This is a genomic window from Streptomyces sp. NBC_01197, from assembly GCF_036010505.1.
GTDB lineage: Bacteria > Actinomycetota > Actinomycetes > Streptomycetales > Streptomycetaceae > Streptomyces.
Map to the genome: position 1 here is coordinate 2,028,441 of NZ_CP108569.1, position 19,671 is coordinate 2,048,111.

General features: G+C 70.1%; 18 protein-coding genes. 3 read left to right on the plus strand and 15 right to left on the minus strand.

Features of this window, described 5'->3' with window-relative positions; translation table 11 throughout:
- Window positions 1-20: 20 nt before the first annotated feature.
- The 4 genes from OG452_RS09020 to OG452_RS09035 all read right to left on the minus strand — a co-directional run bounded on the left by OG452_RS09020 (window position 21) and on the right by OG452_RS09035 (window position 3,799).
- Window positions 21-194 carry a hypothetical protein gene (locus OG452_RS09020; protein ID WP_327295087.1) on the minus strand — a complete coding sequence of 58 codons (174 nt, stop codon included), beginning with the start codon at window positions 192-194 and terminating at the stop codon, window positions 21-23.
- Between the two features lie 227 nt (window positions 195-421).
- On the minus strand, window positions 422-1,033 hold the full coding sequence (locus OG452_RS09025; protein ID WP_327295088.1) for a hypothetical protein: 612 nt from the start codon (window positions 1,031-1,033) through the stop codon (window positions 422-424).
- 35 nt (window positions 1,034-1,068) lie between these two features.
- Window positions 1,069-1,623 (minus strand): GNAT family N-acetyltransferase, encoded by a 555-nt coding sequence (locus tag OG452_RS09030; protein WP_327295089.1) that lies wholly within the window; start codon window positions 1,621-1,623, stop codon window positions 1,069-1,071.
- Window positions 1,601-3,799 (minus strand): MMPL family transporter, encoded by a 2,199-nt coding sequence (locus OG452_RS09035; protein WP_327295090.1) that lies wholly within the window; start codon window positions 3,797-3,799, stop codon window positions 1,601-1,603. The genes OG452_RS09030 and OG452_RS09035 overlap by 23 nt, the downstream gene beginning before the upstream one ends.
- A gap of 163 nt (window positions 3,800-3,962) precedes the next feature.
- Here OG452_RS09035 and OG452_RS09040 point away from each other — a divergent pair, with 163 nt between their 5' ends.
- Complete coding sequence (locus tag OG452_RS09040) at window positions 3,963-4,349, plus strand: RNA-binding S4 domain-containing protein (protein WP_327295091.1); 387 nt, start codon at window positions 3,963-3,965, stop codon at window positions 4,347-4,349.
- 53 nt (window positions 4,350-4,402) lie between these two features.
- Here OG452_RS09040 and OG452_RS09045 read toward each other — a convergent pair whose 3' ends face one another.
- From OG452_RS09045 to OG452_RS09080, 8 genes are all read right to left on the minus strand, one after another.
- Window positions 4,403-5,659 (minus strand): SLC13 family permease, encoded by a 1,257-nt coding sequence (locus OG452_RS09045; protein WP_327299562.1) that lies wholly within the window; start codon window positions 5,657-5,659, stop codon window positions 4,403-4,405.
- A gap of 157 nt (window positions 5,660-5,816) precedes the next feature.
- Complete coding sequence (gene gatB, locus OG452_RS09050) at window positions 5,817-7,325, minus strand: Asp-tRNA(Asn)/Glu-tRNA(Gln) amidotransferase subunit GatB (protein WP_327295092.1); 1,509 nt, start codon at window positions 7,323-7,325, stop codon at window positions 5,817-5,819.
- Between the two features lie 16 nt (window positions 7,326-7,341).
- Window positions 7,342-7,581, minus strand: a complete 240-nt coding sequence (locus tag OG452_RS09055; RefSeq protein WP_327295093.1) for a hypothetical protein — start codon at window positions 7,579-7,581, stop codon at window positions 7,342-7,344.
- Window positions 7,578-9,077, minus strand: coding sequence for an Asp-tRNA(Asn)/Glu-tRNA(Gln) amidotransferase subunit GatA (gene gatA / locus OG452_RS09060; protein WP_327295094.1), 1,500 nt, complete (start codon window positions 9,075-9,077; stop codon window positions 7,578-7,580). The genes OG452_RS09055 and gatA overlap by 4 nt, the downstream gene beginning before the upstream one ends.
- Before the next feature lie 3 nt (window positions 9,078-9,080).
- Window positions 9,081-9,377, minus strand: a complete 297-nt coding sequence (gene gatC, locus OG452_RS09065; RefSeq protein WP_327295095.1) for an Asp-tRNA(Asn)/Glu-tRNA(Gln) amidotransferase subunit GatC — start codon at window positions 9,375-9,377, stop codon at window positions 9,081-9,083.
- Window positions 9,378-9,530: 153 nt separating this feature from the next.
- Complete coding sequence (locus tag OG452_RS09070; protein WP_327295096.1) at window positions 9,531-11,696, minus strand: putative bifunctional diguanylate cyclase/phosphodiesterase; 2,166 nt, start codon at window positions 11,694-11,696, stop codon at window positions 9,531-9,533.
- A 294-nt stretch (window positions 11,697-11,990) separates the two neighbouring features.
- Window positions 11,991-14,171, minus strand: a complete 2,181-nt coding sequence (ligA, locus tag OG452_RS09075) for an NAD-dependent DNA ligase LigA (protein WP_327295097.1) — start codon at window positions 14,169-14,171, stop codon at window positions 11,991-11,993.
- 33 nt (window positions 14,172-14,204) lie between these two features.
- A complete protein-coding gene (locus tag OG452_RS09080; RefSeq protein WP_327295099.1) occupies window positions 14,205-15,209 on the minus strand; it encodes a methionine synthase in 1,005 nt (334 codons plus the stop codon).
- Between the two features lie 266 nt (window positions 15,210-15,475).
- Between OG452_RS09080 and OG452_RS09085 the strand changes: the two genes are divergently transcribed.
- Window positions 15,476-16,687, plus strand: a complete 1,212-nt coding sequence (locus tag OG452_RS09085; RefSeq protein ID WP_327295100.1) for an outer membrane protein assembly factor BamB family protein — start codon at window positions 15,476-15,478, stop codon at window positions 16,685-16,687.
- A gap of 99 nt (window positions 16,688-16,786) precedes the next feature.
- Here OG452_RS09085 and OG452_RS09090 read toward each other — a convergent pair whose 3' ends face one another.
- On the minus strand, window positions 16,787-17,485 hold the full coding sequence (locus OG452_RS09090) for an SDR family oxidoreductase (RefSeq protein ID WP_327295101.1): 699 nt from the start codon (window positions 17,483-17,485) through the stop codon (window positions 16,787-16,789).
- 7 nt (window positions 17,486-17,492) lie between these two features.
- Window positions 17,493-18,032, minus strand: coding sequence for a TIGR00730 family Rossman fold protein (locus OG452_RS09095; RefSeq protein ID WP_327295102.1), 540 nt, complete (start codon window positions 18,030-18,032; stop codon window positions 17,493-17,495).
- 61 nt (window positions 18,033-18,093) lie between these two features.
- On the opposite strand from OG452_RS09095, the gene OG452_RS09100 reads away from it, so the two are divergent.
- On the plus strand, window positions 18,094-18,417 hold the full coding sequence (locus OG452_RS09100) for a DUF427 domain-containing protein (RefSeq protein WP_327295103.1): 324 nt from the start codon (window positions 18,094-18,096) through the stop codon (window positions 18,415-18,417).
- Window positions 18,418-18,443: 26 nt separating this feature from the next.
- On the opposite strand, the gene mnmA is transcribed toward OG452_RS09100, so the two are convergent.
- On the minus strand, window positions 18,444-19,628 hold the full coding sequence (gene mnmA / locus OG452_RS09105; protein ID WP_327295104.1) for a tRNA 2-thiouridine(34) synthase MnmA: 1,185 nt from the start codon (window positions 19,626-19,628) through the stop codon (window positions 18,444-18,446).
- Between the last annotated feature and the right edge of the window lie 43 nt (window positions 19,629-19,671).

The following is a 19,671-nucleotide window of genomic DNA, read 5'->3' on the forward strand; positions in this document are numbered from 1 at the left end:
GTCGGGCTGTGCGCCGTTCATCAGGCCGCGCGGACGAACCGGTCGCGGAGCGATCTCACCGTCCTCTGCGTATCGTGCCGGCCGGAACGGCGGGCGGCCCTGCGGGCCTTCAGTGCCTGTCCCGCGAGCCGCCCTGCCTCGGCCCGGCGGGTGAGTTCGGCGGCGTAGGCCTTCTGGAGATCCTGCTGAATCATCGTGTTCTCCCCTGCGGCGGAGGCCGGTTGCGGCTTCCTCCGATGCCTCGACTTTCGTCTCCCAGGGGGCCGCCGCATCGGGCGAGTGCCGCATCCTCATGGCGGAGGGGGCCTTAGGCGCGGTACGCAAGTGCTTACGTACGGCCCAGGCCCCCTCGGGGATGCCTTACGGGTTTCTGCCCACTGGTGCTGCGACGGGGCAGACCTGCCCTGCCGCAGCATCGCTCTTACTGGGTCGGTGCGGGCGCGGTGGCGGGAGCGGTCGGGAGCGCGGCGAACAGGTCGAAGTACATCCCGACGGCGACGATCAGGCCGATGACGGCGACGCCGACAGCGCCCCAGGCGACGGCGCGGACCCAGACGGCCTGCGGGCGGACGGGCGAGCTGAAGAAGGGGCGGGCCAGTACGAAGGCTCCGACGACCAGCGCCAGCAGCGCGAAGACGCCGTTGACGAGGGCGGTGGTGTGCCAGGAGTCGGCGTAGACCTCGTGGATCTGCTGAGAGGCGCTGGCGCTCTGCGAAAGCTTCAGCTGGCCGGTCAGGGTCTCGCGCTCGGAGAGCACCTTGCCCATCCAGCTGCCGGAGAGTCCGACGAAGCCCAGCGCGGCGGCGACGACGGCGGCTGCGCCCGCGCCGATCGCGGAGCCGCCGGCAGCGGGGCTGCCCGCCGCGAGCTCGGCCTCCTCGGCTTCTTCCTCGGCTGCCGCTTCCGCCGCTGCCTCGTCCGCGTCGATGTCGGTGTCCTCAGCGGTCGCCTCCGCCGCGGCCTCATCGGCCTCGGCGTCCTGCACCTTCGCGGCGGAGTCGTCGGTCGTGTCGGTCTTGGTGGTGGCGTTCATGCGGCGCACGCTAGGCGCCCTTTCTGAGAGCGGGCTTAATGCCCTCTGTGTGCCTTCCACTCGGGTGCCAGCACCGACCAGACCTCGGTGTCGTGCCGGGTTCCCCGATGGGGGTGGTTCTGCCGCAGTACGCCCTCGCACACCATCCCCAGCCGCTTCGCGACGTTGATGCTCGCGGTGTTCCCGGGATCGACGTGCCACTCGACGCGGTGCATCCCGCGGCCGTCCACCGCCCAGTCGATCAGCACCCCGGCGGCGCGCGTGACCAGTCCACGGCCCACCGCGGCCGGCTCCAGCCAGCAGCCGACTTCGCAACAGCCCGTCGCGGCGTCGAACTGCGGGAACAGCACCCCGCCGACCAGCGTGCCGTCCAGCCGGATGCCGAAGATCCGGGCACCGTCGGCGGCCTGCTTGTCCGCGTACGTCTGGAGGAAGGCACGCGCCGAAGCCAGATCCCCGGCGGCGTCGGCCAGCCCGATGTACTGGCCGATGAATTCGCGCCCCCGGTCGATATGGGCCAGGTAGTCCTCGGCCTGCCAGGGCTCCAGGGGCCCCAGCTCTGCACCCTCACCGAGCGATATCGCGAACATGTTTCTCCTCTGCCACTGGTGTGCGCTGCGGTTGGATTCTCACACCGTCGCCGGAGGCGGGGGCCTCGATGCTGATGCGGGGCAGCCGCCGGTCCAGCCAGCCGGGGAGCCACCAGTTCGCCCGGCCGAGCAGGTGCATCAGCGCGGGGACCAGGAGTGTCCGCAGCACGAAGGCATCGAGCGCGACGGCTGCGGCGAGGGCGATCCCGAACATCGCGATGACCCGGTCGCCGCTCAGGACGAAGGCCAGGAAGACGGAGATCATGATGACGGCCGCGGAGTTGATCACGCGGCTGGTCTCGGCGAGGCCGACCCGGACGGCCCGCCGGTTGTCGCCGGTCTCCCGCCACTCCTCGTACATCCGGCTGACCAGGAAGACCTGGTAGTCCATGGAGAGCCCGAAGAGCACCGAGACCATGATCACCGGCAGGAAGGGCTCGATCGGCCCCGCGCTGCCGAGTCCCAGCAGCTCGCTCCCCCATCCCCACTGGAAGACCGCGACGACGACACCGAAGGCGGAGGCCACCGCGGCCACGTTCATCACAGCGGCCTTGAGCGGGATGCCGATCGAGCGGAACGCCAGCAGAAGGAGCAGACAGCCGAGCATGATGACCACGCCGACGAAGAGGGGGAGTTTGCCGATGATCACCCCCGCGAAGTCGTCGTAGCTCGCGGTGACACCGCCGACCTCGACGTCGAGCGAGGTCCGGCTCTCGGCCCGGGGCAGGACATCCGTACGCAGCCGGTCGACCAGGTCACTGGTCTTCTGCGACTGCGGGGCCGAGTCGGGGACGACCGTGATGAAGGCCGTGTCGCCGCTGCCGTTGTAGGTGACCGGGCTCACGGATGCGACGCCCTCGGTCGTACGGAGCCGGGCGGGCAGTTCGTCCAGCGCCACCCGGTCCCCCGCGCCGTCCAGCCTGGCGGCGAGGGTGAGCGGTCCGTTGGCTCCGGGCCCGAATCCCTTGCCGGTCAGGTCGTACGCCTTCCGGGTGGTCGAGCCCGCCGGGCTATTGCCCTGGTCGGAGGTGCCCAGGTGGAGTCCCAGAGTCGGCAGCGCGAGGACCAGCATCACGGCCGCGGCGAGTGCCCCGAGCAGTCTGGGGTGCCGCTCCACGAAGGCGGACCAGCGGGCGGCGAAGCCGGTGGGCGGATCGGGCTGCGGACCGCGCTCGGCGAGCCGTACGCGTTCCCGGCGGCTCAGCGCACGCATCCCGATGAACGAGAGCAGCGAGGGCAGCAGGGTCACCGATGCGGCCACGGTCAGGACGACCGTGAGGGAGGCCGCGATGGCGACACCGTTGAGGAAGTCCAGCCGCAGGATGAGCATGCCGAGCAGGGCGATGCAGACGGTCGCTCCGGCGAAGACGACGGCCCGGCCCGTCGTGCTCACCGCCTGTGTCACCGCCTCGGCGACGGGCAGACCGCGGCGCAGCGCCTTGCGGTGTCTGGTCACGATGAACAGCGCGTAGTCGATACCGACCCCGAGCCCGACCAGCATCCCGAGCATCGGCGCGAAGTCGGCGACGGTCATGACGTGCCCGAGCAGTTCTATGGCCGCGTACGCGGTGCCGACGCTGACCAGGGCGGTGGCGATGGGCAGCAGGCTCACGGCGAGGGCACCGAAGGCGAGGAAGAGCACGAGTGCGGCGACGACGACCCCGATGGCCTCGCTGAGATGCACGCCGGTGGTCTGGGTGAGCGCGACGGCGCTGCCGCCCAGCTCGACCTGGAGCCCGTCGGCCTCGGCCGCCTTCGCGGTCTCGACGACGGTCCTGGCCTGCTGCACCGGGATCTCGTCGGACTGCGCGTCGAAGGTGAACACGGCGTAGGCGGTGTGCCCGTCGGCGCTGGTCCGCGGCGTCCCGACGGAGGAGATCCCGGGGAGGTCGCCGATCTTGTTGAGGGTCTGCGTCATGCGCTGTTCGACCCCCGACGCGCGCACGCTGCCCTGCGCGGTGTGCCAGACGATGGTGTCGCTGTCGCCGCCCTGGCCGTGGAATCCCTGGTCGAGCAGGGCAGTGGCCCGGCCGGACTCCGTACCCGGCACTTCATAGTCGTTGGAGTACGCGGACCCGGCGAAACCCGCGGCCGCCGCCGTACCGCCGAGGGCGAGGAGCCAGAGCAGAACAGTCAGAAGGCGGTGCTTGATGCACCATCGCGCGATGGCTGCCAACGGACTGCTCCCTCGGGGTCGACCTGGGTGGTTCGTCAGCCTTTATCGGGAATAAACCGTAAAGAGCACAGACCTTTAGCGCATCACTCTGACATCGAAACGTGATCCTTTGACTGATTCGTGGGGTTAGTCACAAGGGTCCGCGCCGCCGTAGGGTCGGGGTATGGCTGCTGAAGAGGGGACCGTACGGCTCGACACCTGGATCTGGTCGGTGCGGCTCACCAAGACGCGCTCGCAGGCCGCTGCCGCCTGCCGCGCCGGTCACGCCCGCCTCAACGGTGAGCGCGTCAAGCCGGCCCATGCGGTGCAGGCCGGAGACGAGGTGCGGCTGTTCCACGCGGGGCGTGAGCGGATCGTCGAGGTGTCGCGCCTGGTGCGCAAGCGGGTGGGGCCGCCGGTCGCGGCCGAGTGCTACGTGGACAACAGCCCGCCGCCCCCGCCCCGGGAGGCCGTTCTCGACATCCCGGTACGCGACCGGGGTACGGGTCGACCGACGAAGCGGGACCGGCGTGAACTGGAGCAGCTGCGCGGGGAGATCGGACTGCGCTGACCGGTCCGGTGTGTGCGGAGAGGGCATTCGCTCCGGAGGGACCGCCCAGGGACTCACACCCCGACGGCCCACAGTGCTCCCCACAGCGCGACGGTCGACACGGTCAGCGTCGCCGGTACAGTCAGCAGGCCGAGCCGGGTGAAGGTGCCGAGCCCGGGCTCCTGTCCGTACTCGTTCATGATCCGGCGCCACAGCAGCGTGGCCAGCGAGCCGACGTACGTCAGGTTCGGGCCGAGGTTCACGCCGATCAGCGCGGCGAGTACCGGTCCGGGCCCGGCGGGGCCGACGACCGGCAGCAGCGCCAGGATCGCCGGCAGGTTGTTGATGGCGTTGGCCAGGACGGCGGCGACCCCGGCCACCGCGAGCAGCGCGGGCAGTGAAGCGCCGCGGGGCAGCAAGTGCCCGATCCCGTCGCCGAGTCCGTTGTCGACGACAGCCCGCACGACGATCCCGAGCGCGAGCACGAACAGGCAGAAGAACGGGTTGGCGTCGCGCACCAGGCCCGTGACGGTGGTCCGTCGGCGGCGCAGCGCGCGGACCCCGAGCACCAGGACCCCGGCGAGTGCGGCCCAGACCGGTTCGGCGCCCGCGAAGGAGGTCACCACGAAGCCGACGAGCGTCAGACCGACCACCACCAGGGTGAACACCGGCGTCTCGGGCCGCTCGGCCGCGTCGGGCGGGTGCGCGGGTGCGGCCAGATCGGCCGCGAAGAACCGGCGGAACACGGCGTACTCGACCGCCACGGCGGCCAGCCACGGCACCGCCATCAGACCGGCGAACCGGGTGAAGGTCAGACCGCTCGCGGAGAACGCCAGCAGATTGGTCAGATTGGAGACCGGCAGCAGCAGGGAGCCCGAGTTGGCGAGGTGCGCGCATGCGTAGACATGGGGCCGCGGTCTCGCGCCGACCCGCGCGGCTGTCGCGAAGACGACCGGGGTGAGCAGTACCACGGTGGCGTCCAGGCTGAGCACCGCGGTGACCACGGCGGCGACCACGAAGACGCCACCGAGCAGCCGCACCGGCCGTCCGCCGCAGATCCGCGCGACCCAGTCGCCCAGGGCGTCGAACAGCCCGTCGTCGGCGCAGAGCTGGGAGAGCACCAGCACCGCGGCGAGGAAGGCCACCACGGGCAGCAGGGTGCGCGTCTGGTCCCACGCCTCGGACGGCGAGACCGCGCCCAGAGCCACCACAAGTGCCGCCGCGGGTACGGCGGCTGCCGCTTCCGGCCTGCCCTGGGGACGGGTCACGGCGAAGGCGAGTACGCCCAAGAGCGCCGCTACGGAGAGGATCTCGGCGGGGACGGTGTTCAGGGGGTGCTCCGTGGGGGAAGCGGGCCGGGGCCGCGCCCCGGACCTGCGTGTCCCATGATGCCGGGGGGATGTGACCGCAGGCCGGGCCTGCGGTCACAACCCCCGGCGTCCGTGGAGCAGGGTCCGCGGCGCGGCCCCGAGACGGTGTGTGGGCGGGTCAGCCTTCGGCGCCGAGCTTCTCCAGGATCAGCTCGCGGACGCGCGCCGCGTCCGCCTGTCCCCGTGTCGCCTTCATGACCGCGCCGACGAGTGCACCGGCGGCGGCCACCTTGCCGCTGCGGATCTTGTCCGCGATCGCCGCGTTGCCAGCGATGGCCTCGTCCACGGCGGCGCCGAGCGCGCCGTCGTCGGAGACGACCTTCAGACCGCGCTTCTCGACGACCTCGTCAGGGCCGCCCTCACCGGCGAGCACGCCGTCGATGACCTGGCGGGCCAGCTTGTCGTTGAGGTCGCCCGCCGCGACGAGCTCCGCCACCCGTGCGACCTGCTCCGGCGTGATGGGCAGTGCGGCGAGGTCACGGCCGGTCTCATTGGCATTCCGGGCCAGCTCGCCCATCCACCACTTGCGGGCCTGGTCGGACGGGGCTCCCGCGTCGATCGTGGCCAGAATCGGGCCGAGCGCACCGGCGTTGAGGATCGACTGCATGTCGAACTCGGTGACGCCCCACTCCTCGCGCAGCCGGTTGCGGCGTACGCGCGGCAGCTCGGGCAGCGCGCTCCGCAGCTCCTCGACCCAGTCGCGGGCGGGCGCTACGGGGACCAGGTCGGGCTCCGGGAAGTACCGGTAGTCCTCGGCGTTGTCCTTGATGCGGCCGGCCGTGGTGGAGCCGTCCTCCTCGTGGAAGTGCCGGGTCTCCTGCACGATCGAGCCGCCGGAGCTGAGCACCGCGGCGTGCCGCTGGATCTCGTAACGCGCGGCACGTTCGACCGAACGCAGCGAGTTGACGTTCTTCGTCTCGGAGCGCGTGCCGAGCTTCTCGACACCGTGCAGGCGCAGCGACAGGTTGACGTCGCAGCGCATCTGGCCCATCTCCATCCGGGCCTCGGAGACGCCCAGCGCCTTGATCAGCTCGCGCAGCTCGGCGACGTACGCCTTGGCGACCTCGGGGGCACGCTCGCCTGCTCCCTCGATCGGCTTGGTGACGATCTCGATGAGCGGAATGCCGGCGCGGTTGTAGTCGAGCAGCGAGTGCGACGCGCCGTGGATACGGCCGGTGGCGCCGCCGACATGCAGCGACTTGCCGGTGTCCTCCTCCATGTGGGCGCGCTCGATCTGCACCCGGAAGGTCTCGCCGTCCTCCAGCTGGACGTCCAGATAGCCGTCGAAGGCGATCGGCTCGTCGTACTGCGAGGTCTGGAAGTTCTTCGGCATGTCCGGATAGAAGTAGTTCTTCCGGGCGAAGCGGCACCACTCGGCGATCTCGCAGTTCAGCGCGAGACCGATCTTGATGGCCGACTCGACGCCGATCGCGTTGACGACGGGCAGCGAGCCGGGCAGGCCCAGACAGGTGGGGCAGGTCTGCGAGTTGGGCTCGGCACCCAGCTCGGTGGAGCAGCCGCAGAACATCTTGGTCCTGGTGCCGAGCTCGACATGGACCTCCAGGCCCATGACGGGGTCGTACGTCGCGAGAGCTTCCTCGTACGACGCGAGTTCAGTGACGGTCACGATGAGACTTTCCCTCTCAGCCCAGCAGGACGTCGTCGTCGCCCAGGCGCTTCAGCTCGCGTACGAGCAGAGCGATGCCGGTGGCGATGGCGGCTGCGGAGACGACGGCGTCGACCAGACGGAGCGTGTCGTTCTCGGTGCGGGCCTTCTTGCCCTGCTTGATCACGTTCAGCGCACCGAAGGCGGTGGTTCCGATGGACAGGTACGTACCGGCCTTGGACTTCTTGAATCCCTTGGCCTTGCTCACAGCACTCACAACGACGGAGCCTCCTCAAGCAGCGGGTGTCCCCACCTTTCCACGAAGGCGGCCTCGACGGCAGCTCCGACCTTGTACAGCCGGTCGTCCTTCATGGCGGGGGCGATGATCTGCAGGCCGACCGGCAGTCCGTCCTCCGGGGCCAGACCGCAGGGCAGCGACATGGCGGAGTTTCCGGCCAGGTTGGTCGGAATGGTGCACAGGTCGGCCAGGTACATCGCCATCGGGTCGTCGGCGCGCTCACCGATCGGGAAGGCGGTGGTGGGCGTGGTCGGCGAGACGATGACGTCAACCTGCCCGAATGCCGTCTCGAAGTCCCGCGTGATGAGCGTGCGGACCTTCTGGGCGCTGCCGTAGTACGCGTCGTAGTAGCCGGAGCTGAGCGCGTACGTACCGAGGATGATGCGGCGCTTGACCTCGTCGCCGAAACCGGCCTCGCGGGAGAGGGCGGTGACGTCCTCGGCCGACTTCGTGCCGTCGTCGCCGACCCGCAGGCCGTACCGCATGGCGTCGAAGCGGGCCAGGTTGGAGCTGCACTCCGAGGGGGCGATCAGGTAGTACGCGGAGAGCGCCAGGTCGAAGGAGGGGCAGTCCAGTTCCACGATCTCGGCGCCGAGCCCCCTGAGGAGCTCGACCGACTCGTCGAAGCGCTGGATGACACCGGCCTGATAGCCCTCGCCGCGGAACTGCTTGACGACACCGACGCGCAGCCCGGCGACCGAGCCGTTGCGGGCGGCCTCGACGACCGGCGGGACCGGGGCGTCGATGGAGGTCGAGTCCAGCGGGTCGTGCCCGGCGATGGCCTCGTGCAGAAGGGCCGCGTCCAGGACCGTACGGGCGCAGGGGCCGCCCTGGTCGAGGGAGGACGAGAACGCCACCATGCCGTAGCGGGACACCCCGCCGTAGGTCGGCTTGACGCCGACGGTGCCGGTGACGGCGGCGGGCTGGCGGATGGAGCCGCCGGTATCCGTACCGATGGCCAGAGGGGCCTCGTACGCCGCCAGCGCGGCGGACGAGCCGCCGCCGGAGCCGCCGGGGATCCGGGAGAGGTCCCAGGGGTTGCCGGTGGGCCCGTACGCGCTGTTCTCGGTCGAGGACCCCATGGCGAACTCGTCCATGTTGGTCTTGCCGAGGATGACGACGTCGGCGGCCTTGAGGCGCTTGGTGACGGTCGCGTCGTACGGCGGGAGCCAGCCTTCGAGGATCTTGGAGCCGACGGTGGTCGGGACGCCCTCGGTGGTGAAGATGTCCTTCAGCGCCAGGGGTACACCGGCCAGCGGTCCGAGCTTCTCACCGTTCGCGCGCTTGGCGTCGACCGCGCGGGCCTGCGCGAGCGCGCCCTCACGGTCGACGTGCAGGAAGGCGTTGACCTTCTCATCGACGGCCGCGATCCGGGCCAGATGCGCCTCGGTGACCTCGACGGCCGTGAGCTCGCCGGAAGCGATCTTCCCGGCGATCTCGGCGGCGGTGAGCTTGATGATGTTGATGTCCGTCATGGCTTAGTCCTCCCCCAGGATCTGCGGCACCTTGAAACGCCGCTGCTCCTGGGCTGGGGCGCCGGAGAGGGCCTGCTCCGGGGTGAACGACGGACGGACCTCGTCCGCGCGCATGACATTCGTCAGCGGCAGCGGGTGGGAGGTCGGCGGTACGTCTTGGTCGGCAACCTCGGATACGCGGGCGACCGCGCCGAGAATGTCGTCGAGCTGTCCGGCGAAGTGGTCGAGCTCTTCGTCCTTCAGCTCCAGACGTGCCAGCCGTGCGAGGTGGGCGACCTCCTCGCGCGTGATGCCAGGCATGCAGCGATCCTCAGGGGTGAGTGTGTGGATTTTGGCCCAATCCTATGGGGCCGGGGGCCGTGGCCACTAAACGGTTTCACCGGGGACGGCTGCGGAGACGGATCCGCGCTACGGAAAGCCGGGCGCGGGGCCGGGTTACGGGCGCGGGCCCGGTTACGGACGCTGCTCCTGCTGCGGCCCCGGCCGGCTGTGCAGCACCACCTGCCCGGACGGCAGCTTCTCCTTCTCCGCCGCGGCCGCAGCCGCGAGCTCCGCCGGCCGCTGCCATCCCCGGGAGCCCCGGGCCAGCAGCCACGCCGTCGCCTCGTGCGGCGGCATCGCCGCCGCCACCAGCCAGCCCTGTACCGCGTCGCAGCCCAGATCGCGGAGCCGCTCCCAGGTCTCGTCGTCCTCGACGCCCTCGGCCACGACGATCAGGCCGAGCGAGTGGGCCAGGTCGACCGTGCAGCGGACGATCTCGGCGTCCTCGTTGTCCACCGCGAGCCGGGCCACGAACGACCGGTCGATCTTCAGCTCGCTCACCGGCAGCCGCCGAAGGTGGACCAGTGACGAGTACCCCGTGCCGAAGTCGTCCAGCGACATCTTCACGCCGTGTGCGGTCAGCCCGGCGAGGGTGTCGGCGGCCCGCTGCGGGTCCTCCAGCAGGACGTGCTCGGTTATCTCCAGCTGGAGGGCGCCCGGCGGCACCCCGTGCCTGGCCAGCCGGGCCGCCACCGCGCCGGCAAAGCCGGGGGTGTGCACATCTCGCGGCGAGACGTTGACCGCCACCGGGACCTTCAGGCCCTGGAGGCGCCACTTGGCGACCTGGGCCAGGGCCGTTTCCAGGACGTACTCGGTGAGATGCGGCATCAGCCCGGACGACTCGGCGATGGCGATGAACTCGTCCGGGGGGACCCTGCCGCGCTCCGGGTGCACCCAGCGGACCAGCGCCTCAAGACCCGCCACCTGTCCGTCGAACCGGACCTTCGGCTGGTAGTGCAGCTCCACATCGCCCGCGTCGAGAGCGCGCCTCAGATCGCCGAGCAGCCCGAGCCGGTCGGGGGTGTTGGAGTCCCGCTTGGACTCGTACACCTCCACACCCGTGCGGTCCCGCTTGGCCTGGTACATCGCCACATCGGCGCGCTGGAGCAGCCCCTCGGCGTCCAGCGCGTGGTCGGGGAAGACCGAGACGCCGGCGCTCGCCTCCAGCACCAGCGTCAGTCCGTCGAGGTCGAGCGGGGAGCCCAGTTCGGCCACCAGGTGGCGCGCGATGCGCATCACGCTCGTCGCCGAGTCGGCCGCCGGGAGCAGTACGGCGAACTCGTCGCCACCGAGGCGGGCGACCTCGGCGCCGCGCGGCAGTGCGAACCGCAGTCGTTCCGCTATCTGCAACAGCAGCCGGTCGCCCGCGAGATGCCCGAGCGTGTCATTGACCGAGCGGAACCGGTCGAGGTCGATCAGCACCAGGGACGATCTGAATCCGCCGTTCTCCGCCTCCGCCAGCGCGGCCCAGGTCCGCTCCAGCAGCCACTGGCGGTTGGGCAGTCCGGTCAGCGGGTCGCGCAGCTGCTCCTCCGCGCGGGCCCTGGCGATCCACAGTGTGGAGTCCAGAGCGATCAGCGGCACCGCGAAGAGCGGCAGCAGCAGCGGCAGGGACACCGCGACCACGCAGATCAGCGGGGCGATCCCGAGCAGCGCGACGCCGACGAGCCCTTGCCTGACCAGTGCCGTACGGGCGACCGTCGGCAGCCCGCGCCTGGGCGGTGCCGCTGCGGACCAGAGCAGCATCCGCGCGACGAGCAGATAAACGGCGGCCGCCAGCACGATCTCCGCCGCGGAACCGATCCCCCAGTGGAGTGGCTGCCAGGGGTGCTCGACCGTCGGAGTCTCGCCGAACGCGGCGAGGATGAGGGCGGCGGCGCCGAGTCCCAGGATGTCGGCCGCACCGTGCAGCAGCCCCTGCCGCCAGCGGCGGCTGCGGGCAGTCCCCACGAGGACGACGACGGCCAGGCTGACCAGCGCCGCGGGAAGCCAGCCGTACAGCAGCAGGACGGCGAGGGTGAGAGCAGCACCGGAGCCGGTACCGCCCCACCAGCGGTCGCGGCCGAGCGCGACCAGATGGCCCACGATGATGCCGGTGAGGACGGCGAGCGCCCAGCCCACCGTGCCGTCGGGGAACAGTGCGCGGCCGTCCCTCACGGCACCTAACAATCCGGTCACCAGGACGACTGCGGCCAGTCCCACGACGAACGGGAAGGCGGGCAGCCTCGCCACGGAGTGAGCGAACTGCGCGAACCCGCGCCCCCGCGACTCCGGATCGGCGCTCTCGGTCGGTTTCATGCCCGTCCCTCTCACAGCCGGCAGTGCCCGTGCACGTGATGGCCCGCTGTCATGCCGTCACGACTCATATCTTGTCCCGGACTCGGGAAGAAACTCCAGAGGAAGAATCTCCAGACGAGCAGGGCAGACCCATTGCAGCCGTGCGGGACGGGCGCATCCTTCAACAGTAGGCCGCAGAAGGGCCTGAGGGCAGCGCTCCGCAGGTCTTGCCCGAATGCGACCCGACCGTCCCGAACCATCTGCTATGGGCCGAACGGGTGAGCTTGGACCCACCGCTCACACCCGCTCCCCCCGCTACTCCTCCACCGGCACCGCTGCCTCCCTGGCCGCGTCAGGGCCCTGTTCGAGGAGCACGGCGAAGCCCTCCTCGTTCAGGACGGGAACCTTCAGCTGCATCGCCTTGTCGTACTTCGAGCCGGGGCTGTCGCCGACCACCACGAACGCCGTCTTCTTGGAAACGGAGCCGGTCACCTTCGCGCCGAGGCTCTGCAGGGCTTCTTTCGCGCCATCCCGTGTGTGGTGCTCCAGAGTCCCCGTGACGACCACGGTCAGCCCGTCCAGCGGCCGCGGACCCTCGTCCACACCGGCCTCGTCCTCCATACGGACTCCGGCCGCCCGCCACTTGCGGAGGATCTCGCGGTGCCAGTCCTCTTCGAACCACTGCTTGAGCGAGGCCGCAATGGTCGGGCCGACACCCTCCACGGCGGCCAGCTCCTCCTCCGTGGCCTGCTCGATCCGCTCGACGGAACGGAACTCACGTGCGAGCGCCTCCGCTGCCACCGGGCCGACATGACGGATCGAAAGGCCGGTGATCATCCGGGCGAGCGGGCGCTCCTTCGCGGCCGCGATGTTCTCCAGCATGGCCAGCGCGTTCTTCCTCGGCTCGCCCTGCTGGTTGGCGAAGACCGTGGCGATCTTCTCCTCGCCCGTCTTCGGGTCCCTCTTGGGGAGGCCGCTGTCCTGGTCGAGGACGTACGCCTTGATCGGCAGCAACTGGTCGATGGTGAGGTCGAAGAGATCGCTCTCGTCCTTCAGCGGTGGCTCGGCCGGTTCCAGTGGCTGGGTCAGTGCGGCCGCGGCGACATAGCCAAAGTTCTCGATGTCCAGGGACTTCCGGCCGGCGAGGTAGAAGAGCCGCTCACGCAACTGGGCCGGGCAGGAGCGGGCGTTGGGGCAGCGGAGGTCGATGTCCGCCTCCTTCATGGCCCGCAGAGCCGTACCGCACTCGGGGCATTCGGCAGGCATCACGAACTCGCGCTCGCTGCCGTCCCTCAGGTCCACGACCGGGCCCAGGATCTCCGGGATGACATCGCCGGCCTTGCGCAGCACCACAGTGTCGCCGATGAGCACACCCTTGGCCTTCACCACGTCCTGGTTGTGCAGCGTCGCGAACTCGACCTCGGAGCCGGCCACGGTGACCGGCTCGACCTGTGCGTACGGCGTGACCCTGCCCGTACGCCCCACGCCGACCCGGATGTTGACCAGCTTGGTGTTGACCTCCTCCGGTGCGTACTTCCAGGCGATGGCCCAGCGCGGTGCCCGTGAGGTGGAGCCGAGGCGCCCCTGGAGCGGGATCTCGTCGAGCTTGATGACGACTCCGTCGATCTCGTGCTCCACGGAGTGCCGGTTCTCGCCGAAGTACGCAATGAACTCCCTGGCACCCGCGAGGTCGTCGACCACTTTGTTGTGCTTGGCGGTGGGCAGGCCCCATTCGTGCAACAGCTCGTACGCATGGGACAGGCAGTCGATGTCGAAGCCCTCGCGGGCACCGATGCCGTGGACGACCATGTGCAGCGGGCGGGTCGCGGTGATCTTCGGATCCTTCTGGCGCAGCGAACCGGCCGCCGCGTTGCGCGGATTGGCAAAGGGTTTGTCACCGGCCTCCACCAGCCGTGCGTTGAGCCCTTCGAAGGCGTCCATGGGGAAGTACACCTCGCCCCGGATCTCCACGAGCTCCGGAATCCGCTCCCCGCGCAGCCGGTGCGGGATGTCGGCGATCGTCAGGACGTTGGGGGTGATGTCCTCGCCGGTGCGGCCGTCACCGCGGGTCGCGGCGCGGACCAGCCTGCCCTGCTCGTACGTCAGGTTGACGGCGAGACCGTCCACCTTGAGTTCACACAGGAAGTGGTAGCCCGGCGAGCCGACCTCGCGTGCCACACGCTCGGCCCAGGCGGCCAGCTCCTCGTCGTCGAAGGCGTTGTCCAGCGACTGCATCCGGTCGCGGTGCTGCACGGAGGTGAACTCCGTCTCGTACGCCCCGGCGACCTTCTGGGTGGGTGAGTCCGGAGTCCGAAGCTCCGGGTACTGCTCCTCCAGGGCCTCCAGAGCACGCAGCTGCGTGTCGAACTCAGCGTCGCTGACGACGGGCTGGTCCCTCACGTAGTACCGGAAGCGGTGCTCCTCGATCTGCTCGGCCAGCTGGGCGTGGTTCTCCCGTGCCTCCGCAGGCACCGCACCTTGCTGTTCGACAGCCACCGTCTCGTCCTCCCGTTGATGAAACCGATCCCGCTACTCAGGGTTGTCAGCGAGTGACCTCGCCGCGCGGGCGCAGTGGGCGAGCGCCGTGCGGGCATACCCGGGTGAAGCGCCCGCGAGCCCGCACGCCGGGGTGAGCACCAGCGACTCGGCGAGAGTCCCCGGATTCAGCCCCAGCCTGCGCCACAGCGTCCTGACACCCATGACGCTACCGGCAGGGTCCGACAATGCGGCGTCGGTGCCGGGCACCACACCGGCGAAGAGCCGGGTACCGCCCTCCACAGCCTCGCCGACGGCCTCCTCATCACGCTCGGTGAGGAGGCTGAAATCGAACGAGACACCTGCCGCACCGGCCCGCCGCAGCAGGGCGAACGGCACGCCGGGCGCACAGGAGTGCACGATCGCAGGTCCGTCGCCGACCGCCATCACGTCCCGCAGCGTGCCTTCGATCACCTGCCTGTCCACGGCCCGGTGTGTCCGGTAGCCGCTGGCGGTCCTGATCTGTCCGCGCAGTACGGAGACGAGTGAGGGCTCGTCGAGCTGGAGCACGACCTGTGCGCCGGGCACCCGCCGCCGCACATCGGCGAGGTGGCCTCGCAGTCCCTCGGCGAGCGAAGCCGCGAGGTCACGGCAGGCCCCGGGGTCCCCGAGCGCGGCCTCACCGCCCCGCAGTTCGAGCCCGGCGGCCAGCGTCCAGGGGCCGACCGCCTGGACCTTGAGCGGCCCCTCGTACCCCTGGGTGAACTCCTCCAGCGCGTCAAGGTCCTCGCCGAGCCAGGAACGTGCACGCCGGGTATCACGTCCGGGCCGGTCGCTCACCCGCCAGCCGCTGGGCTCCACATGCGCGTACATCTCGACGAGCATCCCGAGGGTGCGTCCGAGCATGTCGGCGCCGGGCCCGCGCGCCGGCAGCTCCGGAAGAAAGGGGAAGTCCTCGAAGGACCCGGTGACGGTTTTCGCACTCTTCCGCGCGTCGCCGCCCGGCATGGACCCGATCCCGGTGGCAGGACCCCAACTGAACTTGCTGTTCTCGCTCACCCTCGAAGGGTACGAGAGGGCCCGGACGGAACCGGGGCGGCCCGGGCGGTGTATGTATCGGTGAAGACCATCGCGGACGGACTTCGAGGGGGAGACCGATGAAGGACCGGCTGGACGGCTGGACATGGAATTCCGGCGACAGTGACACGGAGGCCGGTGCGGGGCCCCCTGCGAGGGACCGGTATGCCGTTCCGCGGATACGGCGGACCCCGGCCCAGTCGGCGGGAGCCGCGGCTGCCTGGGTCCGGGCCAGGTGGATCAAGTTGGTGACTGTCGTGACAGTGCTGGCCCTCTCGATCGGCAGTTGGCAGACGTACGACTACCTCACCCGCTTCCATGAGCAGATGAGCGGCCCACACGGTGACTTTCCCACCGCTCTCGGCTCCACCGCACCGGAGCGGCCGGGCCGCGTGCTGCCGAGTGGCGCCGACGCTCCTGTGGCGGTCGTCGGCGGACTGGTTCTGCACGAGCAGGACGACGGCATCACGGCGAACAGCGTCCGTACCAACCGGACTTACTGGCATTACGGGCGCGAGAAGACGGCGCTGAAATCGGAGTCCGTCGTCAGCGGCGCCGTCGTTCTCTGGTACGACGACGGACTCGCGGTCTCGGTGGACCTGCGCAGCGGGAAGCCCCGCTGGCACACGAGAGTGGCAGGGAAGGCACGGGAGGACTCCGGAGACCGTGTCTGGCGGGGCGGGGGCACCGTGATCATCAACCAGCAGGGCCGGTTGACCGGCCTGTCCGCTCGCAGCGGAAAGCAGCTCTGGTCCATCGCTCCGCCCAAGGGATGCAAGCGATGGTACGACCGGCCGCCTGTGGAACTGTCGGGTGCCGAGGCGTTCGATGCCATCGACTGCTCCGGGCCGGCGAGGGACGCGCTGTACGGAGTGGACCCGGCCAGCGGCCGGACCCGCTGGCACATGCAGGACCAGACCCTGGGCTACGGACGTCTCGGCGATCACACGCTGGTCTCCCTGACAGCGCGCGGTTCGCTGGTCACGGTGGACGTCTCGGGGGCGCGGCCCCGGGCTCACTCGGCCTTCCTCTCACCCCACTTGGGTCTGCGCGGCATAAGTGATGGCATGGTCATTCTCAGCTCCGGCGACGACACCTCATTCACCGCACGGCAGGTGAGCACCGACAGCAGCAGCAAGGCTCTCTGGACCGTGAAGGCGGACAAGGGGCGCACACTGGGGATTCCCCGGACCGCCGACGACCGCGTGTACATACCGCAGTACCAGCCACAGATGGAGGAGAAGCGGCAGAAGGCTCACCGCTCGGCGCAACTGCTCGTACTGGACGCGCGGACCGGTCACGAGCTGCACCGGACCGAGCTGCCCGCCTCCCTCTACGGGAACCCTGACGATGTCGACGTGAGCACGATGGCAGTCCTCGAAGCGGGGTACGGCGTGGCAAGGGTCGGCTTGAGCGGCTTCCTGGCCTCCCCCGAAGACCAGGTGACTCTGGCCGAATAGGAGCCCGGCAGGGCCGGCAGGGCCGATCGCGGTAGCGGCCCGACCGGTCACGGCGGACCAGCGGGAGCGGCCCGCCCGCACCGGCGCGGGCACCGGCCGTCAGCGCCCCGGCCGGACCGTCACGTCATTGATCTCGGCGTCGCGCGGGAGGTCCAGGGCCGTCAGGATGGTCATGGCGACCGACTCGGGGTCGATCAGGCCTTCCGGCCGGTACTCCTTGCCCTCCTGCGAGTGGATCTTGGCCTGCATTGGGCTCGCTGTGCGGCCCGGGTAAACGGATGTGACCCGGACACCGTTCGCGTGCTCCTCCTGGCGCAGGGCGTCGGCCAGGGCCTTCAGACCGTGCTTGGCGGCGGCGTAAGCGCCCCACTCGGCATGGGCGTTGAGGCCGGCGCCGGAGTTGACGAAGACGACCTGGCCGCGGACGGTCCGCAGCTGCGGCAGCAGCAGCCGGGTCAGCTCGGCCGGAGCGATGAGGTTGGTGTTGAGCTGCTGGTGCCACGTCGGGGGACGCAGTTCCGCGATGGGAGAGAGGTCTACGATGCCCGCGATGTGCAGCAGCGAGTCGACCTGTTCCGGCATCGTCTGCTTGCCGAGCGCCCAGGAGATGCGGTCGGGATTCGCCAGGTCGGCGACGAGTGTCTCCGAGCCGGGGAAGCGTCCCGCGAGCTCCTTGGCGCGCCCCGTGTCGCGCGCCACGATGACGAGGTGGTCGCCGCGCTCATGAAGGCGGCGCGCGACGGCCGCCCCGATGCCGGAACCAGCACCAGTGATCACATGTGTAGCCATGGGCCCCATCGTCGCACTACTGGACGCCCTGCGACTCCTCCAGGTACGCCAGCGCGGCCACGCCGTCCTCGGCGAACAAGACCAGGTCAGTGAGGGGAACGGGCAGGAACCCCTCATCCTCCATCCGCTGGAACTGCTGCTTCAGACCGTCGTAGAAGCCAGCCGTGTTCAGCAGCACCACCGGCTTCACAGTCTTCCCGTGCTTCTTCAGCTCAAGGATCTCGGTGGCCTCGTCGAGCGTGCCGGTGCCGCCCACCATGATCACAACCGCGTCGGCCTTGGCGAGCAGCAGCGCCTTGCGTTCGGCCAGATCGGAGGCAATCACCATTTCGTCGGCGTTGGAACGAGCCTTGGCCGCGAGGAAGTCCACCGACACCCCCACGAGCCGTCCGCCGGCCTCCTGTACGCCGTCGGCCACCACCTTCATCAGACCGCTCTCGGAGCCACCCCAGACCAGGGTGTGGCCACCCCTGCCGAGCAGTTCGGCGAATTCACGGGCGGGGCGGGTGTAGCGCTCATCGAGATCGGCGGCGGAGAGGAAGACACAGATATTCATGCGTCCACGGTAGAGGCCGCCCACGGGGAAGAAGTTCCGGCCCGGATGCGCTGAATCACATATGACGACTGGACATCGCATCACTATCGAGCAAGGTACCGAGCATGTACGGGTGATCCACGAGGGCCGGGTCCTGGCGGAGAGCCGCCGCCCCCTGCTGCTGCGCGAGACAGGACTCCCGGTGCGTTACTACCTCCCGGCGGAGGACGTGCGCACCGAGCTGCTGACCCCCTCGGACACGCGCACCCACTGCCCGTTCAAGGGCGACGCGTCCTACTGGTCGCTGGCCGAAGCAACCGACCTCGTCTGGGCCTACCCGGAGCCGCTGGCCCAAGTCGCCCAGATCAAAGACCACTTCTGCTTCTACGACACTGAAGTGGTCTGAGGCGCAGTGGTCTCAGGCACGACTGCCTAGGACGACGCCGCTGTCCCGGAAGTGGCGGCCTCGGTCTGCGGGGGCGGGGTCGTGCCGGCTGCCCGGTCCGTCGTGGCGATCGTCGCCGAGCCGACGACACGTGTGCCGTCGTAGAGCACGATGGCCTGGCCGGGCGCGACGCCCCGTACCGGCTCGTCGAACGTGACGTTCAGGGTGCCGCCCGCCAGCTCGGCCGTCACCGGCGTCTCGCCGCCGTGCGCACGCAGCTGGGCGGTGTACGTCCCGGCCCCGGCCGGGGCGTCGCCGCACCATCGGGGCTTGATCGCGGTGAGCGCGGTGACGTCCAGGGCCTCGACGGGTCCCACCGTCACGGTGTTGTTCACCGGGGAGATGTCGAGGACGTAGCGGGGCTTGCCGTCGGCGGCCGGGTGGCCGATGCGCAGCCCCTTGCGCTGGCCGATGGTGAAGCCGAAAGCGCCGTCGTGGCTGCCCACCTTCGTACCGGACTCGTCGACGATGTCGCCCTCCGCCTTGCCGCCGAGGCGTGAGGCGAGGAAGCCCTGCGTGTCACCGTCCGCGATGAAGCAGATGTCGTGGCTGTCGGGCTTCCTGGCGACGGCCAGACCCCGCCGCTCTGCCTCGGCCCGGATCTCGTCCTTGGTGGTCAGGGTGTCACCGAGCGGGAACATGGCGTGCGCGAGCTGGCGCTCGTCCAGCACCCCGAGGACGTATGACTGGTCCTTGGCCATGTCGGAGGCACGGTGCATCTCGCGTGAGCCGTCCTCGTTGAGGACGACCGTGGCGTAGTGGCCGGTGCAGACCGCGTCGAAGCCGAGGGCGAGCGCCTTGTCGAGCAGCGCCGCGAACTTGATCTTCTCGTTGCAGCGCAGACACGGGTTGGGGGTGCGGCCGGCCTCGTACTCCGCGACGAAGTCGTCGACGACGTCCTCACGGAACCGCTCGGCCAGATCCCAGATGTAGAAGGGGATGCCGATGACGTCCGCCGCACGACGGGCGTCGCGGGAGTCCTCGATGGTGCAGCAGCCACGCGCGCCGGTGCGGAACGACTGTGGATTGGCGGAGAGCGCCAGGTGCACACCGGTCACGTCGTGTCCGGCCTCGGCGGCGCGGGCGGCGGCCACGGCGGAGTCCACACCGCCGGACATCGCGGCCAGTACCCGGAGGGAACGGGGGCGGGGGCTCTGGGGTGTCTGAGTCATAGCCGTACCAGGGTACGGGTACGGGGGAATCCCGCGCTCGCAC